Source organism: Chitinophagaceae bacterium (assembly GCA_016713085.1).
Taxonomy (GTDB): Bacteria; Bacteroidota; Bacteroidia; order Chitinophagales; family Chitinophagaceae; genus Lacibacter.
The window spans coordinates 505474-520020 of record JADJPV010000001.1; the positions used below are offsets into that span (position 1 = coordinate 505474).

The following is a 14547-nucleotide window of genomic DNA, read 5'->3' on the forward strand; positions in this document are numbered from 1 at the left end:
ATTAAAACTGCATCAATCAAAACCAAAATCCAGAACAGATGAAATCAATTACAACAAAGATCCTTCTCACTTTTTTTTCATTGACATTATCCTTAAGCCTTTTTGCACAGGTTAAATATGAAATTGAACATCATTACAAACCATTTAAAGTAGATGCCGGTTTGGGCTATGCCCGTCCTGCAGGAAAAGGAGCGAAAGCAGGTGTATTGTTATATATGGAACCAAAGGTGAATGTGCTTGACCGTATATCTGTCGGCATCCGCACAGAAGCAACTGCAATGGCCCGTGGAAATATTGACCGCAACGGTACAGAGTTTTCAGGCAATGGCGAAGCAGGATTAAGTCTTTCCTTTCTTGGTACAGCAGATTACTATTTTACCAATCGTTTAGTACGGCCATATATCGGTGGCGGTGCAGGAATCTATAATCTTGTTGGTATAGAAGGAACAACTGATGGCGGCGGAACTGTTACAATACCTACTGAAACGAAGTTTGGCGGTATTGCAAGAATTGGCGTTGAAATATGGCATCTCCGTGCCGGGCTTGAATACAATTTTGTCAACAAAACAGGGCTCATTAACAACAACTATCTTGGTTTAAAGATCGGGATTGTATTTGGCGGTGGTTTAAAAGATCAATACAAAGGTTCAGAAGAATACTAAGCTTTGTTATCTGATTCAAACAGCAAAAATTCCCATTCAGCAGGTTACAGTTTGTAACGGAAAATCATTTAAGTAGTTTTCTGAAAAACTGTATATGAGAAAAGTATTTCTATCCGCTTTCGCCGTTGCTGCCCTATTTACCATTTCATCGTGCAGCAAGCAGGATCCTGCTGTTGTTCAGGTTCAATACCAGGCAATTTTACTGCCTTCCAATGAAGTTCCGGCAAGAGTTTCTGATGGCTATGGTTCTGCACTTGGTTATTATAATACCGAAACAAAAGTTCTTACACTGAGAATTACTTATAACAATCTGAAAGCTCCGTTAACTGCCTGGCATATTCACAAAGCACCTGCAGGAGTAAACGGGCCGGTTATTTTTAATTTCGGGGTGCCGGTACCAAATGAGTTTTATTATATCTCTTCCCCTCTTACTGCCGATCAGGAAAACGACCTGGTTACAGCAAATTATTATGTGAACCTCCACAGCACACTTTATCCTGGCGGAGAAATAAGAGGTCAATTACTGAAACGATAACTAACAATAATTCCACTGATGGATTACAGCTTCATGGCCATAGCATGAAGCTGTTTTTTCTTGTTTTGTTTTTTAGCTGAGTTCTGTTTTTGGTTAAATACCGGCCTGCAGATAATTCTGAAAAAAGAATGAATTATTTTATTTGCAGTGTCGGTATTCTTTTAGTTTTGGGCATGTCTTCAACTGTTACTCTCCGTTCCATTCAAACGGCCGACAATGCAGGGCTTGCTGTTATTGTCCGTACTTCATTAGCTGAGTTTGGTGCCAACAAACCCGGCACTGTTTTTTTCGATCCAACTACTGATGCTTTGTATGAACTCTTTCAAACAAAGGGCAGTGCTTATTTTGTTGCCGAAGAAAATGGAGTGCTGCTGGGAGGCGGAGGTATTTTTCCAACAGAAGGTTTACCATCTAAAACCTGTGAGCTGGTAAAAATGTACTTACACAAAAATGCAAGAGGTAAAGGATTGGGCAAACTACTGATTGAATATTGTCTTACATGGGCAAAGCAGAATGGTTACAATCAATGCTATTTAGAAACCATGCCCGAATTAAAACAGGCTTTAAAAGTATATGAACTGATGGGCTTTACTTACCTCGATGGGCCACTTGGCAACAGTGGTCATTTTGGTTGCGACAGGTGGATGCTGAAGAAGTTGTGAAAAACATCATGTAACAGGTGTTAAGTAATAATTTTGAATTGAATCATTCTGCTTTATACTTAAAACTTATCACTCACTCATCACCTCCACCTCATACACCCCACTGAACAAATACAAAGCTCCACTCTTTACATCAATTGCTTTATGCCTTTTACGAAGCTTCTCTCCTTTTTTAAAAACACGGCCATCTTTTAGTTTGAATAGCTGCCCGTCTTTTAATTGTTCCACCAAAAGAATACCTTCTTTTCTTACATCATGATTTTTCAGCACACGCATTAAATGTTCTTCACCGCAACTGGTGGCCGATGGATTTTGTAAGGACTTCAGCAATGCTTTTTCAATATCAGCAGGAAAGATTTTCTTTAACAGGAACAGTGCAAGGATCTTACTGTATTCATTCTTCCATTCTTTTCCGTGCGGCGCAATGCGGTGACCAAAATTTTCAAAGGCAAGTAAATGCGCCACTTCATGCAGCAATGTAACAAGGAATGCAAATTTGTTGAGATTGCCATTTACACTGATGCGGTGATTCTTCTGGTCAACGGCATGACGGTAATCGCCTAAGATCGTATTGCGTTCACGGGTAATAGTTAAATGAATTTTGTACTGGTGCAGGTATTGCAGCACAGGTTCCAGTGAACCATCCGGTAAATATTGCTGCAAAGCATGTAAGGGAACTTCCTGTTTACTCATTGTTCTTCTTCTGCTTTAGCAGCCTGAAAATCATGCGTACTTCAATAAATGAATACACAAAATACAATGCCATACAAATATAGAGGGCGGGTTTATTAAAGGTGGCCCTGTTGGCCAGTGCGTAAATAACAACAGCAGCTGCACATACAAACATCTTGATCATGAGTGAACCATACACACTTCTGAAAAACACCTGCACATTTTTATGGAGAAAGCCTGACACCAGGAAGTATAATGAGGCAAGCGAAACAACAAACAGGATAAGATTACCAATGATGAGTACATCCTGGTTCATCCCATATTTTGTGAGCCAGCTTTTTCCTGCTATAAAAAATCCATTCAGTATTACAAATAAAATAATCAGTGGGAAAAATAAACGACGGTTCTCTTTGCTCATGGCTTCTTTGATGTGTCTTTGAGTATGCGTAAAAACATAGCCAGCAAAACAAGCAGCGGAACCAGCCATCCCAGCAAAGGGAAAGATATGTTCAGCCACTTATCTGCCTTCAGCCCCAAAAATACAGCTAAGCCCAATGCAACGAGCAACTGGGTGGCCAGTCCCGCATATTGCATGAGGTAAGAAGAATTAGATCGTGTTTCTTTTTTTTGCTTATTGGTCGTTGGCGACTGCATTCATCTGCTCTTTATGGATGCCCACCACATTGGCCATTGAACCTGTACTGTTTGAAACAGCAGTGGCGCCCATGTGACATTCACCATTAAACGAAGCAGTGGCATCAACCTGCAGCTGACCGGCAAATAAATTGCCATTTACTTCGCAGTTGTTTTTTAAATAAAGCAATTCTGCAACACGAACATTTCCATTGATCTGTCCCAGCACATCAGCCTGCTGTGCAATTACATCGCCGGTAATAATACCGCTTGCACCAACCAGTACTTTAGAAGATGTGGTGAGATTTCCGACAAGGGTTCCATCTACCCTGATATCGCCTTTGCTTTCAATGTTGCCATGAATTTCGGTACCGCCAGCAATAATAGTGGCCATACCTGTGGTTGTTGTTTCTTTCCCGGAGGAATTGGATTTGCTGTTGAACATATAGGATCGGTTTATTGAGTTGACTTTTCTACTTCAGGTATCTTAAGGGTAGCAGTATCTTTTGTTGTTTTCACATCACCCGACAGCACTTTCTTCAAACTTTCCAGGTACATATCCTTCTGTATACTTGCTTTTTCCAGTGAATCGATCTTTGTTTTATACAGGATCAGCTCTTTCCGCTGACTCTGCGTTCCATAGCCCGGTAAATAATACTTCAGGTTGGTAAACGTAATCAATGCCACCGTAAGCCCAACCAATAACACAAAAATGGTGCTAAGAGTGATGTATACGCTCAATCTTGATAACTTAAAGGTCACCACCTCTTCATAAGTATCATCATTCATTACCACCAGGCGGTACCGGTTTCTGAGTCGTTTCAGCGTGGAATCTGCATCAATTAATCTTGCCATACGTAAAATGAGGCTTAAATTTACTGTTTATAGGTTGGTAAAAAGAAATTCTTCGTGAATTTACCTTTAATTAAAATATTTTTGACCGTATTGAGTTATAAAGAAAAACTACCCACAGCCTGCATGCAGCTTATTCTGGTACCAACACAAAGATGGATTTTTTTAGTTCTCCTGCTGGGCTGCTTCACTGCTTCGGCTCAACCAGACTTTACATTACCGCTGATAAAACCGAAAAAATACGAGAACAAAACCCTTGGATCGGAGAAGACAGATGATAAAAAATTCACACTTCCACGGAAATTATACCAGGGTACAGTTACGCATTACAATTTTTACTACAACGCTACTGTCAAATTAAATGCCATTGTTGAAAAAGCAAAGCTGAGCCATAAAGATGATTATACGCAGCTGCTGCCTTTTTATAATTTTTCAACCAAAACAACGGCGGTTGATTCTACAGAGCTGGATTCAATCATGTACAAAGCAACCGCCGGCATTGTACTGCACGATTTGCGGAACAGTTATATTGACAATATGTACCTGCTCATCGGCCAGAGTTATTTCTACTGGCGCAAGTTTGATTCAGCCTACCGCATTTTTCAATTCATCAACTACAATTTTTTCCCGAAAGGAAAAGATGAATATACAATCGTTGTTGGCTCAAACGACCGTTCAAGCAATGGTTCATTAAACATTGCCAGCAAAGAAAAGAATACTGTTATTCAAAAAGTATTTACACAGCCTCCCAGCCGAAACGATGCACTGATCTGGCTGGCAAAAACCTATGCAGAAGACAGTTTGTATGCAGAAGCATACAGTTTGGTAAATCTTTTACGGAAAGATCCCATCTTCCCAAAACGGCTGCACAATAAATTAGATGAAGTACAGGCTTTTGTCTTTTATCAACAGCAACAATGGGACAGCACTGCTTATTTTTTACAACGTGCCTTACCTGTTGCAGCTGATAAAACCGAACTGGCACGCTGGGAATATTTACTGGCACAGCTGTATGCAAAAACCAATCAGCCAGAAGCTGCTTCAACTTATTTTAATAAAGCAAAATCACATACCACTGACCCTGTTCTTTATATTCATGCACGTATTTATGAAGCACAGCTTGTAAAAAAAGAAGGCGGCAGTTCCATTACAGAAACATTGGCTGATTTGGTAAAGCTTTCAAAGAAAGAGCGCTTTGATGGTTTTGAAGATATCCTCTACTACTCTGCTGCAGGCATGGCATTGCAGTTAGGTGATACTGCACAGGCAAGAACATTGCTGATGAAAAGTGTTACCTACAGCACTGAAAATACATCCGTAAAAAACCAGGCTTATTTAAAACTGGCTGATATTTCTTACGCACAAAGAGATTATACATTCGCTTCCAATTGTTATGACAGTTTGAATTTCCAGGACCCTTCTTTAACAGAGCAGTCAGCAAAATTGCAATTGAGACAACAGATATTAAAAGATCTGGTAGAACAAATGAATGTTGTAAAAAGACAGGACAGTTTACAGGCAGTTGCCAAAATGCCCGAAAAAGAAATGGATGCTTACCTGAAAACACTGGTAAGGAAAATAAGAAGAGAACGGGGATTAAAAGAAGAAGTGAATTATACAGGTGGAGGTTCAATGGGTAACGAGGATCAGAATGCACCCATCTTTACTTCAACTGGTTCAGGCAACAGCTGGTATTTCTATAATGCAGCACAGAAAACAAAAGGCTATACTGATTTTGTTTCCCGTTGGGGCAAACGTCCGAATATTGACAACTGGAGAAGACAGTCGGTGATTGATGTAATGATTGGACAAAGCCCGAATAGAAATCAATCAATAAAAGGAGAACCAACTGATCCTGCTGCTATTCCGGAATCTGACTTGAGTGTGGATGGCTTGAAACAGAATCTGCCTTTAACAGAAGCACAGCTGTTGATTTCGAATCAACGCATCATGGATGCATTACTTCAGCAGGGAGCCATTTATAAAAATCAACTGGAAGATTATACACAGGCTGCAATTGTGTTTGAAGAAATCTATCAGCGCTTCAGCAACCACAGCAAATCAGAAGAGCTGCTGTTTGATTTGTATTACTGCCATCTCAAAGCAGGTAATAAAGAAAAAGCTGCTTACTTTCTTACACAGCTCAATCAAAATTATCCGGCAGGAAGTTTTGTAAAAAAAATCAACGATTCAAAAAATCCCGGCACTGCGGCAAAAGATGCAAAAACAATTGCTTACGAACAGATCTATAACAATTTCATTGCAGGAAATTTTGAGGAAGCACTGGAGCAAAAGAAAAAAGCTGATTCAAGCTTTGGTAAATCCTACTGGACTCCACAGCTGCTGTACATTGAATCGCTCTATCATATCAAACAAAAAAACGACAGTGTTGCTATTATAACCTTAACCAATATTGAAATCAATTTTCCCGGCACTCCTATTGCTGAAAAAGCAACCATCATGAAAGATGTGGTAAGCAGAAGAGCAGAGATTGAAAATTATCTCACCAACGCAAATATCGTTCGCCAAACTGAAGACAGTGTTTACATTCCGTTTGATGACGGACCGAAAGTAAACATGACCAATCAGCAGATCCTGAAAGATTCAACCAATAAAATTGCTGTTACAACAATCCTGCACAGAATAATGCCAACATCACAAAGCCACAGGCACCTGTGCAAAAAACCGGCAACGAAAAACAGGATCGCAGCAACGCAGGAAAAGTTACCATCGGCAATAAACCCACAACAGATACAACAAGCATTAAACCATTGAAAACAGGTAAGATTGAAATGGCGTATATCTACTCGCCCAATGAGCCGTATGTGGTGATGATGTACTTTGATGCCGTTGATCCTATCTACATTTCTGAATCAAAAAATGCATTTCTCCGGTATAACTCCAGCAATCATACTACCGAAACCATCAGCATCAATACCTACGAAGGAGATAAAGACCTCAGCTATATGGATCTGGGCAGTTTTCCTGATGTATCTGCATCGCTGAGTTATATGGAAGAGCTGAAGAAAAATGCCAAACAGATCGTTCCGTGGCTCCCGGCTGATAAATATAATTTTATCATTATCTCTGTCCGCAACCTGGATATGTTAAAAACCCGCCGTAATATGGAGGAATACAAGCTGTTTATCCGCCAGTATATTAAGGATAAATTTTAGGAATTCTTCTTTAATTCCGCTCCCCGAATTGTTTTAGATTTGTCTGGTATTGAATTTGCTCTCATTCGCATCTCATACAACCTGATTATATGCGTACATCCGTTAAATATTTATGGCGTGCCTTCTTTATTGGCCTTGGAACTTTTATACTTATTGTGATCCTGGCCAATTTTGGTGTTTTCGGCAAAATGCCTTCCCTGGAAGAATTGGAAAACCCTTCTGCTTCTCTAGCCAGTGAAGTCATTGCTTCAGATGGAACAATGATGGGGAAGTTCTACACTGAAGACAGAACCAATGTTGAATACAAAGACATTTCGAAGAATATTGTCAATGCATTGATTGCTGCAGAAGATGAACGTTTTTATGATCACTCCGGTATTGATGGCCGTGCCCTGGCAAGAGCTATTTCAAAACTGGGAACCGATGGCGGTGGCAGTACCATTACCCAGCAGCTGGCATTAAACCTCTTTAGAGAAAGAGCCAAGAATAAAATTGCAAGAACCATTCAAAAAATTCAGGAGTGGATCATTGCTGTAAAACTGGAACGCAATTTTACCAAAGAAGAAATCATTGCTCTTTATCTCAATACAGTTGAATACAGCGACAATGTGTTTGGTATCCGTAATGCATCCAAAACATTTTTCCAGAAAGAACCATCACTTGTTACAGTTGAAGAAGCTGCATTGCTGGTAGGAATGGTGAATGCACCTTATGCATACAATCCAAGAATCTTTCCTCCCCGTGCCATGCAGAAACGCAATGCAGTGATCAATGATATGGTGCGGAATAAGTTTGTTACAGAAGCAGAAGGGAACAGAATTAAAAACAGTCCCATCAGGCTCAACTATAAAAAGCTCGATGAAAGTACAGGGCTTGCTCCTTACTTCCGTGATGTATTAAGAGACCAGATGAAGAAATGGTGCAAGGAACATGAAAAAAGTAATGGCGAAAATTACAATATCTACCGTGATGGATTAAAGATCTATACCACCATTAACCCACGTATGCAGTTGTATGCTGAAGAAGCAGTAGCCAAACATATGAGTGCATTGCAGAAAAACTACTGGACCTTACCCTGGGTGAAAGACAACAGCATCTGGAAAGGACATGAAAAAATTCTGGAAAGGGCAATGAAGGAAAGTGACCGCTGGAAAAAAATGGAAGAAGAAGGTGCCAGTGAAGAAATCATCCGCAAAGCTTTCAGAACAAAAGTAAAAATGAGAGTATTTGCATGGAATGCAAAAGATATACAGATACAATAATGTCTCCTTATGATTCAGTCCGCTATCATAAGATGATCATTCAAACAGGTTTTATGGTGATGGATCCTTTCACCGGCGAAGTAAAAGCATGGGTGGGCGGAGTAAACTTTAAGAATTTCAAATTCGATCACGTTAATATCAATACCAAGCGACAGGTTGGTTCAACATTTAAACCAATCCTGTATGCATATGCAGTTGAAAATGGATATACTCCGGAAAGCATTTTACCTAATGGCCCGATAAACCTCGGCGGTAAAATGATTACCGGTACCGGCGGACCAATGGCCATCTGTCTTGCTTATTCTAAAAACCCCGGTGCTGCATACTTAATGAACCAGTTTGGTGTAAAGAGTGTTATCACATTTGCGCAGAATGCAGGGATCAAAAGTAATATGCCGCCTTATCCTTCTATTGCATTGGGCAGTGCTGATATCAGCGTAATTGAAATGCTGCAGGCTTATACCATGTTCCCGACAAACGGCATGAGTACCCAACCTGTTTACATTACACGTATTGAAGACCGTAACGGAAATATTCTGCAGAGCTTTGCTCCCGAACAGAAAGTAGTAATGAGTGAAGCAGCTGCATTTACCATGGTAAAGATGATGCAGGGAGTTGTTGATATCGGAACAGGACGCCGTTTGCGTGGCATGGGTCTTACCGGTGAAATAGCAGGTAAAACAGGTACAACCAACGATAATACAGATACGTGGTTTATTGGTTACAATCCACAGTTACTGGCAGGTGGGTGGGTTGGTTGTGATGATCCGTTTTTAAAGATGGTGGGTGAAGGTAACCGTACTGCACTTCCTATCTGGGGATACTTCTTTGAAAAAGTATATGCTGATAAAACACTGGGCATTTCTAAAGATGCAAAATTTGTACAGCCCGAAAGTATGAGGGTGGAAACCTTTATGGACTACGAAAACTTTGCAGAGAAATACCGTAATGAACCAGATGCTGAAAATCCTGATGCAGGTAATGGCACTTCGGCAGACTATGGTGATTTGAAATTAGAACCAGGTCAAAACCTCGGACCTGAATCGCAGCTAAGTGAAGAAGAAAAAGTATTGAAGGAAGCAAAGAAAGAAGAAGAGAAAAAACCTGAGCCAAAAAAAGAAGAAATAAAAACACCTGCAGTGTTAAGTGATAAAGACAAGAAAGCAACGGATACAAAAAAGAAAGACGAGAAAAAGAAAAATGATCCAAAACCGGGTGGCAATTAACAGACAAAAGAATTAAGCAAAGAATATCTGAAAGAAATTACAGCCGGGAAGGTCGGAAAGAAAATGAATTTTAATTTTCAATAATTACCACCTTGCCGTCTTCCCGGCTTACTTTATGATAGAGAACTGCTCCACACTAATTTATAAATACCATCTGTTCCTTTAATACAGGTAAACAGAAAACTGGTGATAAAAGGCATGTTCACCTGTTCATCCTGCTCAGCAACTGCAACTGTACCACTCAGGTAAATAGTTGCAGAAGATGTTTCCAGTGCCTCTGTATTCTCAGGCACTTTCTGATTTCCGTAACCTATATCTGTACGGCGGTAAGCCAGACGTTCAACCATAAAATCAAGCAAGTCGGGTTCGTCAAGCACTGTGGTGATGTGAATTGAGTTGTTCATGTTCTTCTGTTTTAATGTAAATCATCCAATCGCCTCATTTGTTACTCCTTTCTGTACTATTGATGCTGTAAATGCTAAAATGATTAATAAGGAAATGTGAAAGCTTTGAACAATGTTTTCAGCAGAAATCCCGAATAATTTCACTTCTACCGTCCTGCCGCTTATTTTTGCATCTTTGCAACCTGAAACAAACAATCATCTATGTGTGGAATAGTAGGTTATACCGGTCCCCGTGAAGCGTATCCAATTGTCATCACCGGTTTAAAACGTTTAGAATACCGTGGTTACGACAGTACGGGTGTGGCCTTATTAAACGGCGGACTGAAAGTGTATAAAAAGAAAGGCCGTGTGGCCGACCTGGAAGAAAGTATCCTGGGTAAAAATCTGCACTCCAATATTGGCATCGGGCATACTCGCTGGGCAACACATGGTGAACCAAGCGACAGGAATGCACATCCGCATACAAGTGCAAGCGGAAAACTGGCCATGATTCATAATGGCATCATTGAAAACTATGCACAGATCAAAAAAGAACTGGTGAACAACGGTTATACGTTTACCAGCGATACCGATACCGAAGTGCTCCTGAATTTTATTGAAGACATTAAGAAGAATAATGAATGCGATCTGGAAGAAGCTGTTCGGGTTGCATTAAAAAGAATTACCGGTGCCTATTGTATTTTATTAATTGATGAAGACGATCCTCACACCATCATTGCCGCAAGAAAAGGAAGTCCCTTAGTAATTGGTGTAGGCAAAGGCGAACATTTTTTAGGCAGTGATGCAAGCCCCATGCTTGAGTACACCAAAGAAGTGGTGTATGTAAACGATTATGAACTGGCCATTGTAAAACCAGATGAACTCATTCTGAAAAACCTGGGTAATGAAAAAATAACTCCCTTCATTACTAAACTCGATATGGAACTGGCGGCCATTGAAAAAGGCGGCTACGACCATTTCATGCTGAAAGAAATTTTTGAACAGCCATCCACCATCCATGATTGTTTACGTGGAAGACTGAATGCAGCAGCAGGAACCATCACCATGAGTGGTGTAATGAAGAATATTGAACATTTTAAAAATGCCAACCGCATCATCATCATAGCTTGCGGTACAAGCTGGCATGCAGGTTTACTTGCTGAATATGTGATTGAAGAATTATGCCGCATTCCGGTTGAAGTGGAATATGCAAGTGAATTCCGTTACAGAAACCCGATTGTAAATAAAGGTGATATAATTATCGCCATCAGCCAGAGTGGTGAAACAGCCGACACATTAGTAGCCATTGAACGTGCCAAAGAAAACGGTGCCATCATTTTTGGAATTGTGAATGTGGTTGGTTCATCCATTGCACGTATCAGTGATGGTGGTGCTTACACACATGCAGGACCGGAAATTGGCGTGGCGTCAACCAAAGCATTTACAGGGCAGCTTGCTGTTATCATGATGATGGCTTTGAAAATTGCAAAAGAAAAAGGCAGCATCAGTGATGAACGTTACACTAACTTATTACTCGAACTCGATGCAGTTCCTGAAAAAGTAGATGCAATTTTAAAGAGTGCTGATCTGCTGAAAGTAATTGCAGAAAAATATAAAACCGCAGGCGATGCATTGTTCCTGGGCCGTGGATATAATTTCCCCATTGCATTAGAAGGTGCATTAAAGCTGAAAGAAATTTCTTACATCCATGCAGAAGGTTATCCCGCTGCTGAAATGAAACATGGTCCCATTGCTTTGGTAGATGAAAATTTACCTGTCGTGTTTGTTGCAACAAAAGACAGCTATCATGAAAAGATTGTAAGCAACATGCAGGAAATAAAAGCACGCAAGGGAAAGATTATTGCAGTAATCACTGAAGGTGACGATGTAATTCCCGGCCTGGCAGATGATGTGTTTTATGTACCCGCTGCCGATGAAATTATTGCGCCCCTGCTCAGCACCATTCCCTTACAGTTGTTAAGTTACTATATGGGTATTACAAGAGGTGTGGATGTTGACAAACCAAGAAACTTAGCGAAGAGTGTAACGGTTGAATAGTTTGTGGTTTATAGTCACTCTATCTGTAAATCTGGTTAGATGATTTTATATTGTACTATTGAATATATTTTCAGCGTCATAGTCAATAGCCCGTCAACATTTCGACAAGCTCAATGTGACAAAGTGCTGTCAGGCTGAGCTTGTCGAAGCCTTGATGAATAAATATTCCAAAGCTAAATATTACAACAGAGTTGATAAACTACAAACTATCATGAACCCCATTATAAAAAAACCACTTTCCGAAATCGGTTACAATTTTATTGCTGCCAACTATCTTCCCAAAGGAAAGGACGAATATTATTTACGCAATAAACAAAACCGCAGCGGTATCAACTACCGCAAGCTTACAGCACTTGAAATAGAAGTGCTGGTACGAAACAGGAATGCATCCGACAACTGGAATAAAATTCTTGTATCTGATTCATTTAATCCTGAGCTAGTGAAGAACTGTAAGTTCTTTGGTTTGGTTCGTATAGGAAAACTGGAGCCTTACTTTCTTGAGTTTCATTCGGTGAAACTCCAGGTGGGTTTATACAACAGCACCATCATCAGCTGCGACTTTGGCGACAATGTAGTAATTGACAACGTACATTATCTCTCCCACTATATCATCGGCAATGAAGTAATCATTAACAATGTGCATGAAATGGGCACTACTGATTATGCCAAATTCGGTAACGGTATTTTAAAAGATGGTGAAGATGAACGAATCCGTATCTGGCTGGAAGTATGCAATGAAAATGCCGGAAGAAAAATTATTCCCTTTAATGGAATGCTGGCAGGTGATGCCTGGCTCTGGAGCAGGAACAGGGATAATGAAGTACTGCAGCACAAGCTGAAAGAATTTACAGAATTGAAATTTGATAAACTGCGTGGCTACTATGGAAAAGTGGGCGACCGTACCGTGATAAAAAACTGTTCCATTATAAAAGATGTATGGGTGGGAACAGATGCTTATTTAAAAGGTGCCAACAAACTGAAAAACCTCACCATCGATTCATCCGCAACAGCAACATCGCAGGTAGGTGAAGGCTGTGAACTTGTGAATGGCATTATGGAAGAAGGCTGCCGTGCATTCTACGGTGTAAAAGCTGTGCGTTTTTACATGGCTTCGAATTCACAATTAAAATACGGAGCAAGGCTCATTAACTCTTATCTCGGTAACAATGCAACTATCTCCTGTTGCGAAGTGTTGAACTCACTCATCTTTCCTGCACATGAACAGCATCACAACAATTCCTTTTTATGTGCGGCAACTGTTATGGGACAAAGCAATATTGCAGCCGGTGCAACACTTGGCAGTAATCATAACAGCCGCAGTGCCGATGGTGAACTGATTGCAGGTCGTGGTTTCTGGCCGGGGCTTTGTGTAAGCATTAAACACAATACAAAATTTGCCAGCTTCACACTGCTTGCAAAAGGCGATTACCCTTCCGAACTAAATATTCCCATTCCGTTTGCATTGGTGAGTAACGATGAATCAAAGAACCAGCTGAACATTATGCCGGGTTACTGGTTCATATACAATATGTATGCACTGGCACGCAATGCATGGAAATATATTGACCGTGATAAACGAAACAATAAAACACAAACACTCGAATATGATTTCCTCGCACCCGACAGTGTGAATGAAATTTTTGATACACTGAAACTGATGGAACTATTTACAGGAAAAGCATTTCTGCACAAACAATCTACTGCAAAAAAATATACAGATGCAGATTATAGTAAAGCCGGCAAGAAAGCACTGAATGCAAATGATAAAGAATTAACCCATCTCGAAATAACAGCAACAGGTTTTGAAAACAGCAACCGTAAAGTAGTGCTGCTGAAAGTGCAGAAAAGCTATACGCTTTTTAAAGAACTGATTGTTTACTATGCCATGCAGGAAACACTGAAGCTGATTGAAGAAACCAAATGCAAAAGCTTTGATCAACTGATAAAGCTTCTTCCCAAAAAACAAAAACGCAGCAACTGGATCAATGCAGGCGGACAGTTAATTGAAGAAACAGAATTTGATAAACTGAAACAAAAGATCACATCCGGTAAAATTAAAAGCTGGGATGCCGTACATGCGTTTTACAAAGCTGAAGGAACTGCTTACAGCAATAACAAACTCTCTCATGCCCTTGCTTCCCTGTTTGAATTAACAGGCAGCAAACAGCTCAGCAAAGAATTACTGAAAGATTCCTTACAGCAATACATTGCAACCAAAGTATGGATGGTAAAAGGTATTTACGATTCAAGAGCTAAAGATTATACCAATCCTTTCCGTAAAATGGTGTACGAAAATGAAGCCGAAATGGATATGGTAACAGGCAAGCTGGAAGAGAATTCCTTTATCCTGCAGCAGCAGGATGAATTAAAAACAACCAAAGCAAGAGTGCAGAAGATTTTGAAGGGGTTTAAGTTGTAATAATTGA

Annotated in this window: 15 protein-coding genes; 9 read left to right on the forward strand and 6 right to left on the reverse strand. The window is 40.2% G+C overall.

Annotation, left to right across the window (positions count from 1 at the left end):
• The first annotated feature begins 38 nt into the window (after nucleotides 1–38).
• From IPK31_02455 to IPK31_02465, 3 genes are all read left to right on the forward strand, one after another.
• The gene (locus IPK31_02455) at nucleotides 39–662 is read left to right on the forward strand and encodes a hypothetical protein (protein ID MBK8086913.1); all 624 of its coding nucleotides are present in this window, start codon (nucleotides 39–41) and stop codon (nucleotides 660–662) included.
• Between the two features lie 94 nt (nucleotides 663–756).
• Nucleotides 757–1197 (forward strand): CHRD domain-containing protein, encoded by a 441-nt coding sequence (locus IPK31_02460; protein ID MBK8086914.1) that lies wholly within the window; start codon nucleotides 757–759, stop codon nucleotides 1195–1197.
• A gap of 173 nt (nucleotides 1198–1370) precedes the next feature.
• A complete protein-coding gene (locus tag IPK31_02465; GenBank protein ID MBK8086915.1) occupies nucleotides 1371–1859 on the forward strand; it encodes a GNAT family N-acetyltransferase in 489 nt (162 codons plus the stop codon).
• Nucleotides 1860–1928: 69 nt separating this feature from the next.
• Here IPK31_02465 and IPK31_02470 read toward each other — a convergent pair whose 3' ends face one another.
• From IPK31_02470 to IPK31_02490, 5 genes are read right to left on the reverse strand one after another with little or no spacing between them, the layout of a single operon-like run.
• Nucleotides 1929–2552: a SprT-like domain-containing protein gene (locus IPK31_02470; protein ID MBK8086916.1), complete on the reverse strand. Its 624-nt coding sequence runs from the start codon at nucleotides 2550–2552 to the stop codon at nucleotides 1929–1931.
• On the reverse strand, nucleotides 2545–2949 hold the full coding sequence (locus tag IPK31_02475; protein ID MBK8086917.1) for a hypothetical protein: 405 nt from the start codon (nucleotides 2947–2949) through the stop codon (nucleotides 2545–2547). Before IPK31_02475 ends, IPK31_02470 begins: the two co-directional genes overlap by 8 nt.
• Entirely contained in the window at nucleotides 2946–3125 is a 180-nt protein-coding gene (locus IPK31_02480) for a hypothetical protein (protein ID MBK8086918.1), read from the reverse strand. The genes IPK31_02475 and IPK31_02480 overlap by 4 nt, the downstream gene beginning before the upstream one ends.
• 37 nt (nucleotides 3126–3162) lie before the next feature.
• Entirely contained in the window at nucleotides 3163–3609 is a 447-nt protein-coding gene (locus IPK31_02485; protein MBK8086919.1) for a polymer-forming cytoskeletal protein, read from the reverse strand.
• Between the two features lie 11 nt (nucleotides 3610–3620).
• Complete coding sequence (locus IPK31_02490; protein MBK8086920.1) at nucleotides 3621–4019, reverse strand: hypothetical protein; 399 nt, start codon at nucleotides 4017–4019, stop codon at nucleotides 3621–3623.
• A gap of 123 nt (nucleotides 4020–4142) precedes the next feature.
• Between IPK31_02490 and IPK31_02495 the strand changes: the two genes are divergently transcribed.
• From IPK31_02495 to IPK31_02510, 4 genes are all read left to right on the forward strand, one after another.
• Nucleotides 4143–6791 (forward strand): hypothetical protein, encoded by a 2649-nt coding sequence (locus IPK31_02495; protein MBK8086921.1) that lies wholly within the window; start codon nucleotides 4143–4145, stop codon nucleotides 6789–6791.
• A complete protein-coding gene (locus IPK31_02500; GenBank protein MBK8086922.1) occupies nucleotides 6788–7192 on the forward strand; it encodes a hypothetical protein in 405 nt (134 codons plus the stop codon). The genes IPK31_02495 and IPK31_02500 overlap by 4 nt, the downstream gene beginning before the upstream one ends.
• An 89-nt stretch (nucleotides 7193–7281) precedes the next feature.
• Nucleotides 7282–8454 (forward strand): penicillin-binding protein, encoded by a 1173-nt coding sequence (locus IPK31_02505; protein MBK8086923.1) that lies wholly within the window; start codon nucleotides 7282–7284, stop codon nucleotides 8452–8454.
• On the forward strand, nucleotides 8454–9680 hold the full coding sequence (locus IPK31_02510) for a hypothetical protein (GenBank protein ID MBK8086924.1): 1227 nt from the start codon (nucleotides 8454–8456) through the stop codon (nucleotides 9678–9680). Before IPK31_02505 ends, IPK31_02510 begins: the two co-directional genes overlap by 1 nt.
• 113 nt (nucleotides 9681–9793) lie before the next feature.
• Here IPK31_02510 and IPK31_02515 read toward each other — a convergent pair whose 3' ends face one another.
• Nucleotides 9794–10084, reverse strand: coding sequence for a hypothetical protein (locus IPK31_02515; protein ID MBK8086925.1), 291 nt, complete (start codon nucleotides 10082–10084; stop codon nucleotides 9794–9796).
• 201 nt (nucleotides 10085–10285) lie between these two features.
• Here IPK31_02515 and glmS point away from each other — a divergent pair, with 201 nt between their 5' ends.
• Both glmS and IPK31_02525 read left to right on the forward strand, forming a co-directional pair.
• Complete coding sequence (gene glmS / locus IPK31_02520) at nucleotides 10286–12121, forward strand: glutamine--fructose-6-phosphate transaminase (isomerizing) (GenBank protein MBK8086926.1); 1836 nt, start codon at nucleotides 10286–10288, stop codon at nucleotides 12119–12121.
• A gap of 211 nt (nucleotides 12122–12332) precedes the next feature.
• Complete coding sequence (locus IPK31_02525; GenBank protein ID MBK8086927.1) at nucleotides 12333–14540, forward strand: DUF4954 family protein; 2208 nt, start codon at nucleotides 12333–12335, stop codon at nucleotides 14538–14540.
• The last annotated feature ends 7 nt before the right edge of the window (nucleotides 14541–14547 follow it).

What these genes read in the sequence shown, in the direction of transcription:
- IPK31_02455 (MBK8086913.1), top strand. Translation starts at nt 39, where the DNA reads ATGAAATCAATTACAACAAAGATCCTTCTCACTTTTTTTTCATTGACA.
- IPK31_02460 (MBK8086914.1), top strand. Translation starts at nt 757, where the DNA reads ATGAGAAAAGTATTTCTATCCGCTTTCGCCGTTGCTGCCCTATTTACC.
- IPK31_02465 (MBK8086915.1), top strand. Translation starts at nt 1,371, where the DNA reads ATGTCTTCAACTGTTACTCTCCGTTCCATTCAAACGGCCGACAATGCA.
- IPK31_02470 (MBK8086916.1), bottom strand. Translation starts at nt 2,552, where the DNA reads ATGAGTAAACAGGAAGTTCCCTTACATGCTTTGCAGCAATATTTACCG.
- IPK31_02475 (MBK8086917.1), bottom strand. Translation starts at nt 2,949, where the DNA reads ATGAGCAAAGAGAACCGTCGTTTATTTTTCCCACTGATTATTTTATTT.
- IPK31_02480 (MBK8086918.1), bottom strand. Translation starts at nt 3,125, where the DNA reads ATGCAATATGCGGGACTGGCCACCCAGTTGCTCGTTGCATTGGGCTTA.
- IPK31_02485 (MBK8086919.1), bottom strand. Translation starts at nt 3,609, where the DNA reads ATGTTCAACAGCAAATCCAATTCCTCCGGGAAAGAAACAACAACCACA.
- IPK31_02490 (MBK8086920.1), bottom strand. Translation starts at nt 4,019, where the DNA reads ATGGCAAGATTAATTGATGCAGATTCCACGCTGAAACGACTCAGAAAC.
- IPK31_02495 (MBK8086921.1), top strand. Translation starts at nt 4,143, where the DNA reads ATGCAGCTTATTCTGGTACCAACACAAAGATGGATTTTTTTAGTTCTC.
- IPK31_02505 (MBK8086923.1), top strand. Translation starts at nt 7,282, where the DNA reads ATGCGTACATCCGTTAAATATTTATGGCGTGCCTTCTTTATTGGCCTT.
- IPK31_02510 (MBK8086924.1), top strand. Translation starts at nt 8,454, where the DNA reads ATGTCTCCTTATGATTCAGTCCGCTATCATAAGATGATCATTCAAACA.
- IPK31_02515 (MBK8086925.1), bottom strand. Translation starts at nt 10,084, where the DNA reads ATGAACAACTCAATTCACATCACCACAGTGCTTGACGAACCCGACTTG.
- glmS (MBK8086926.1), top strand. Translation starts at nt 10,286, where the DNA reads ATGTGTGGAATAGTAGGTTATACCGGTCCCCGTGAAGCGTATCCAATT.
- IPK31_02525 (MBK8086927.1), top strand. Translation starts at nt 12,333, where the DNA reads ATGAACCCCATTATAAAAAAACCACTTTCCGAAATCGGTTACAATTTT.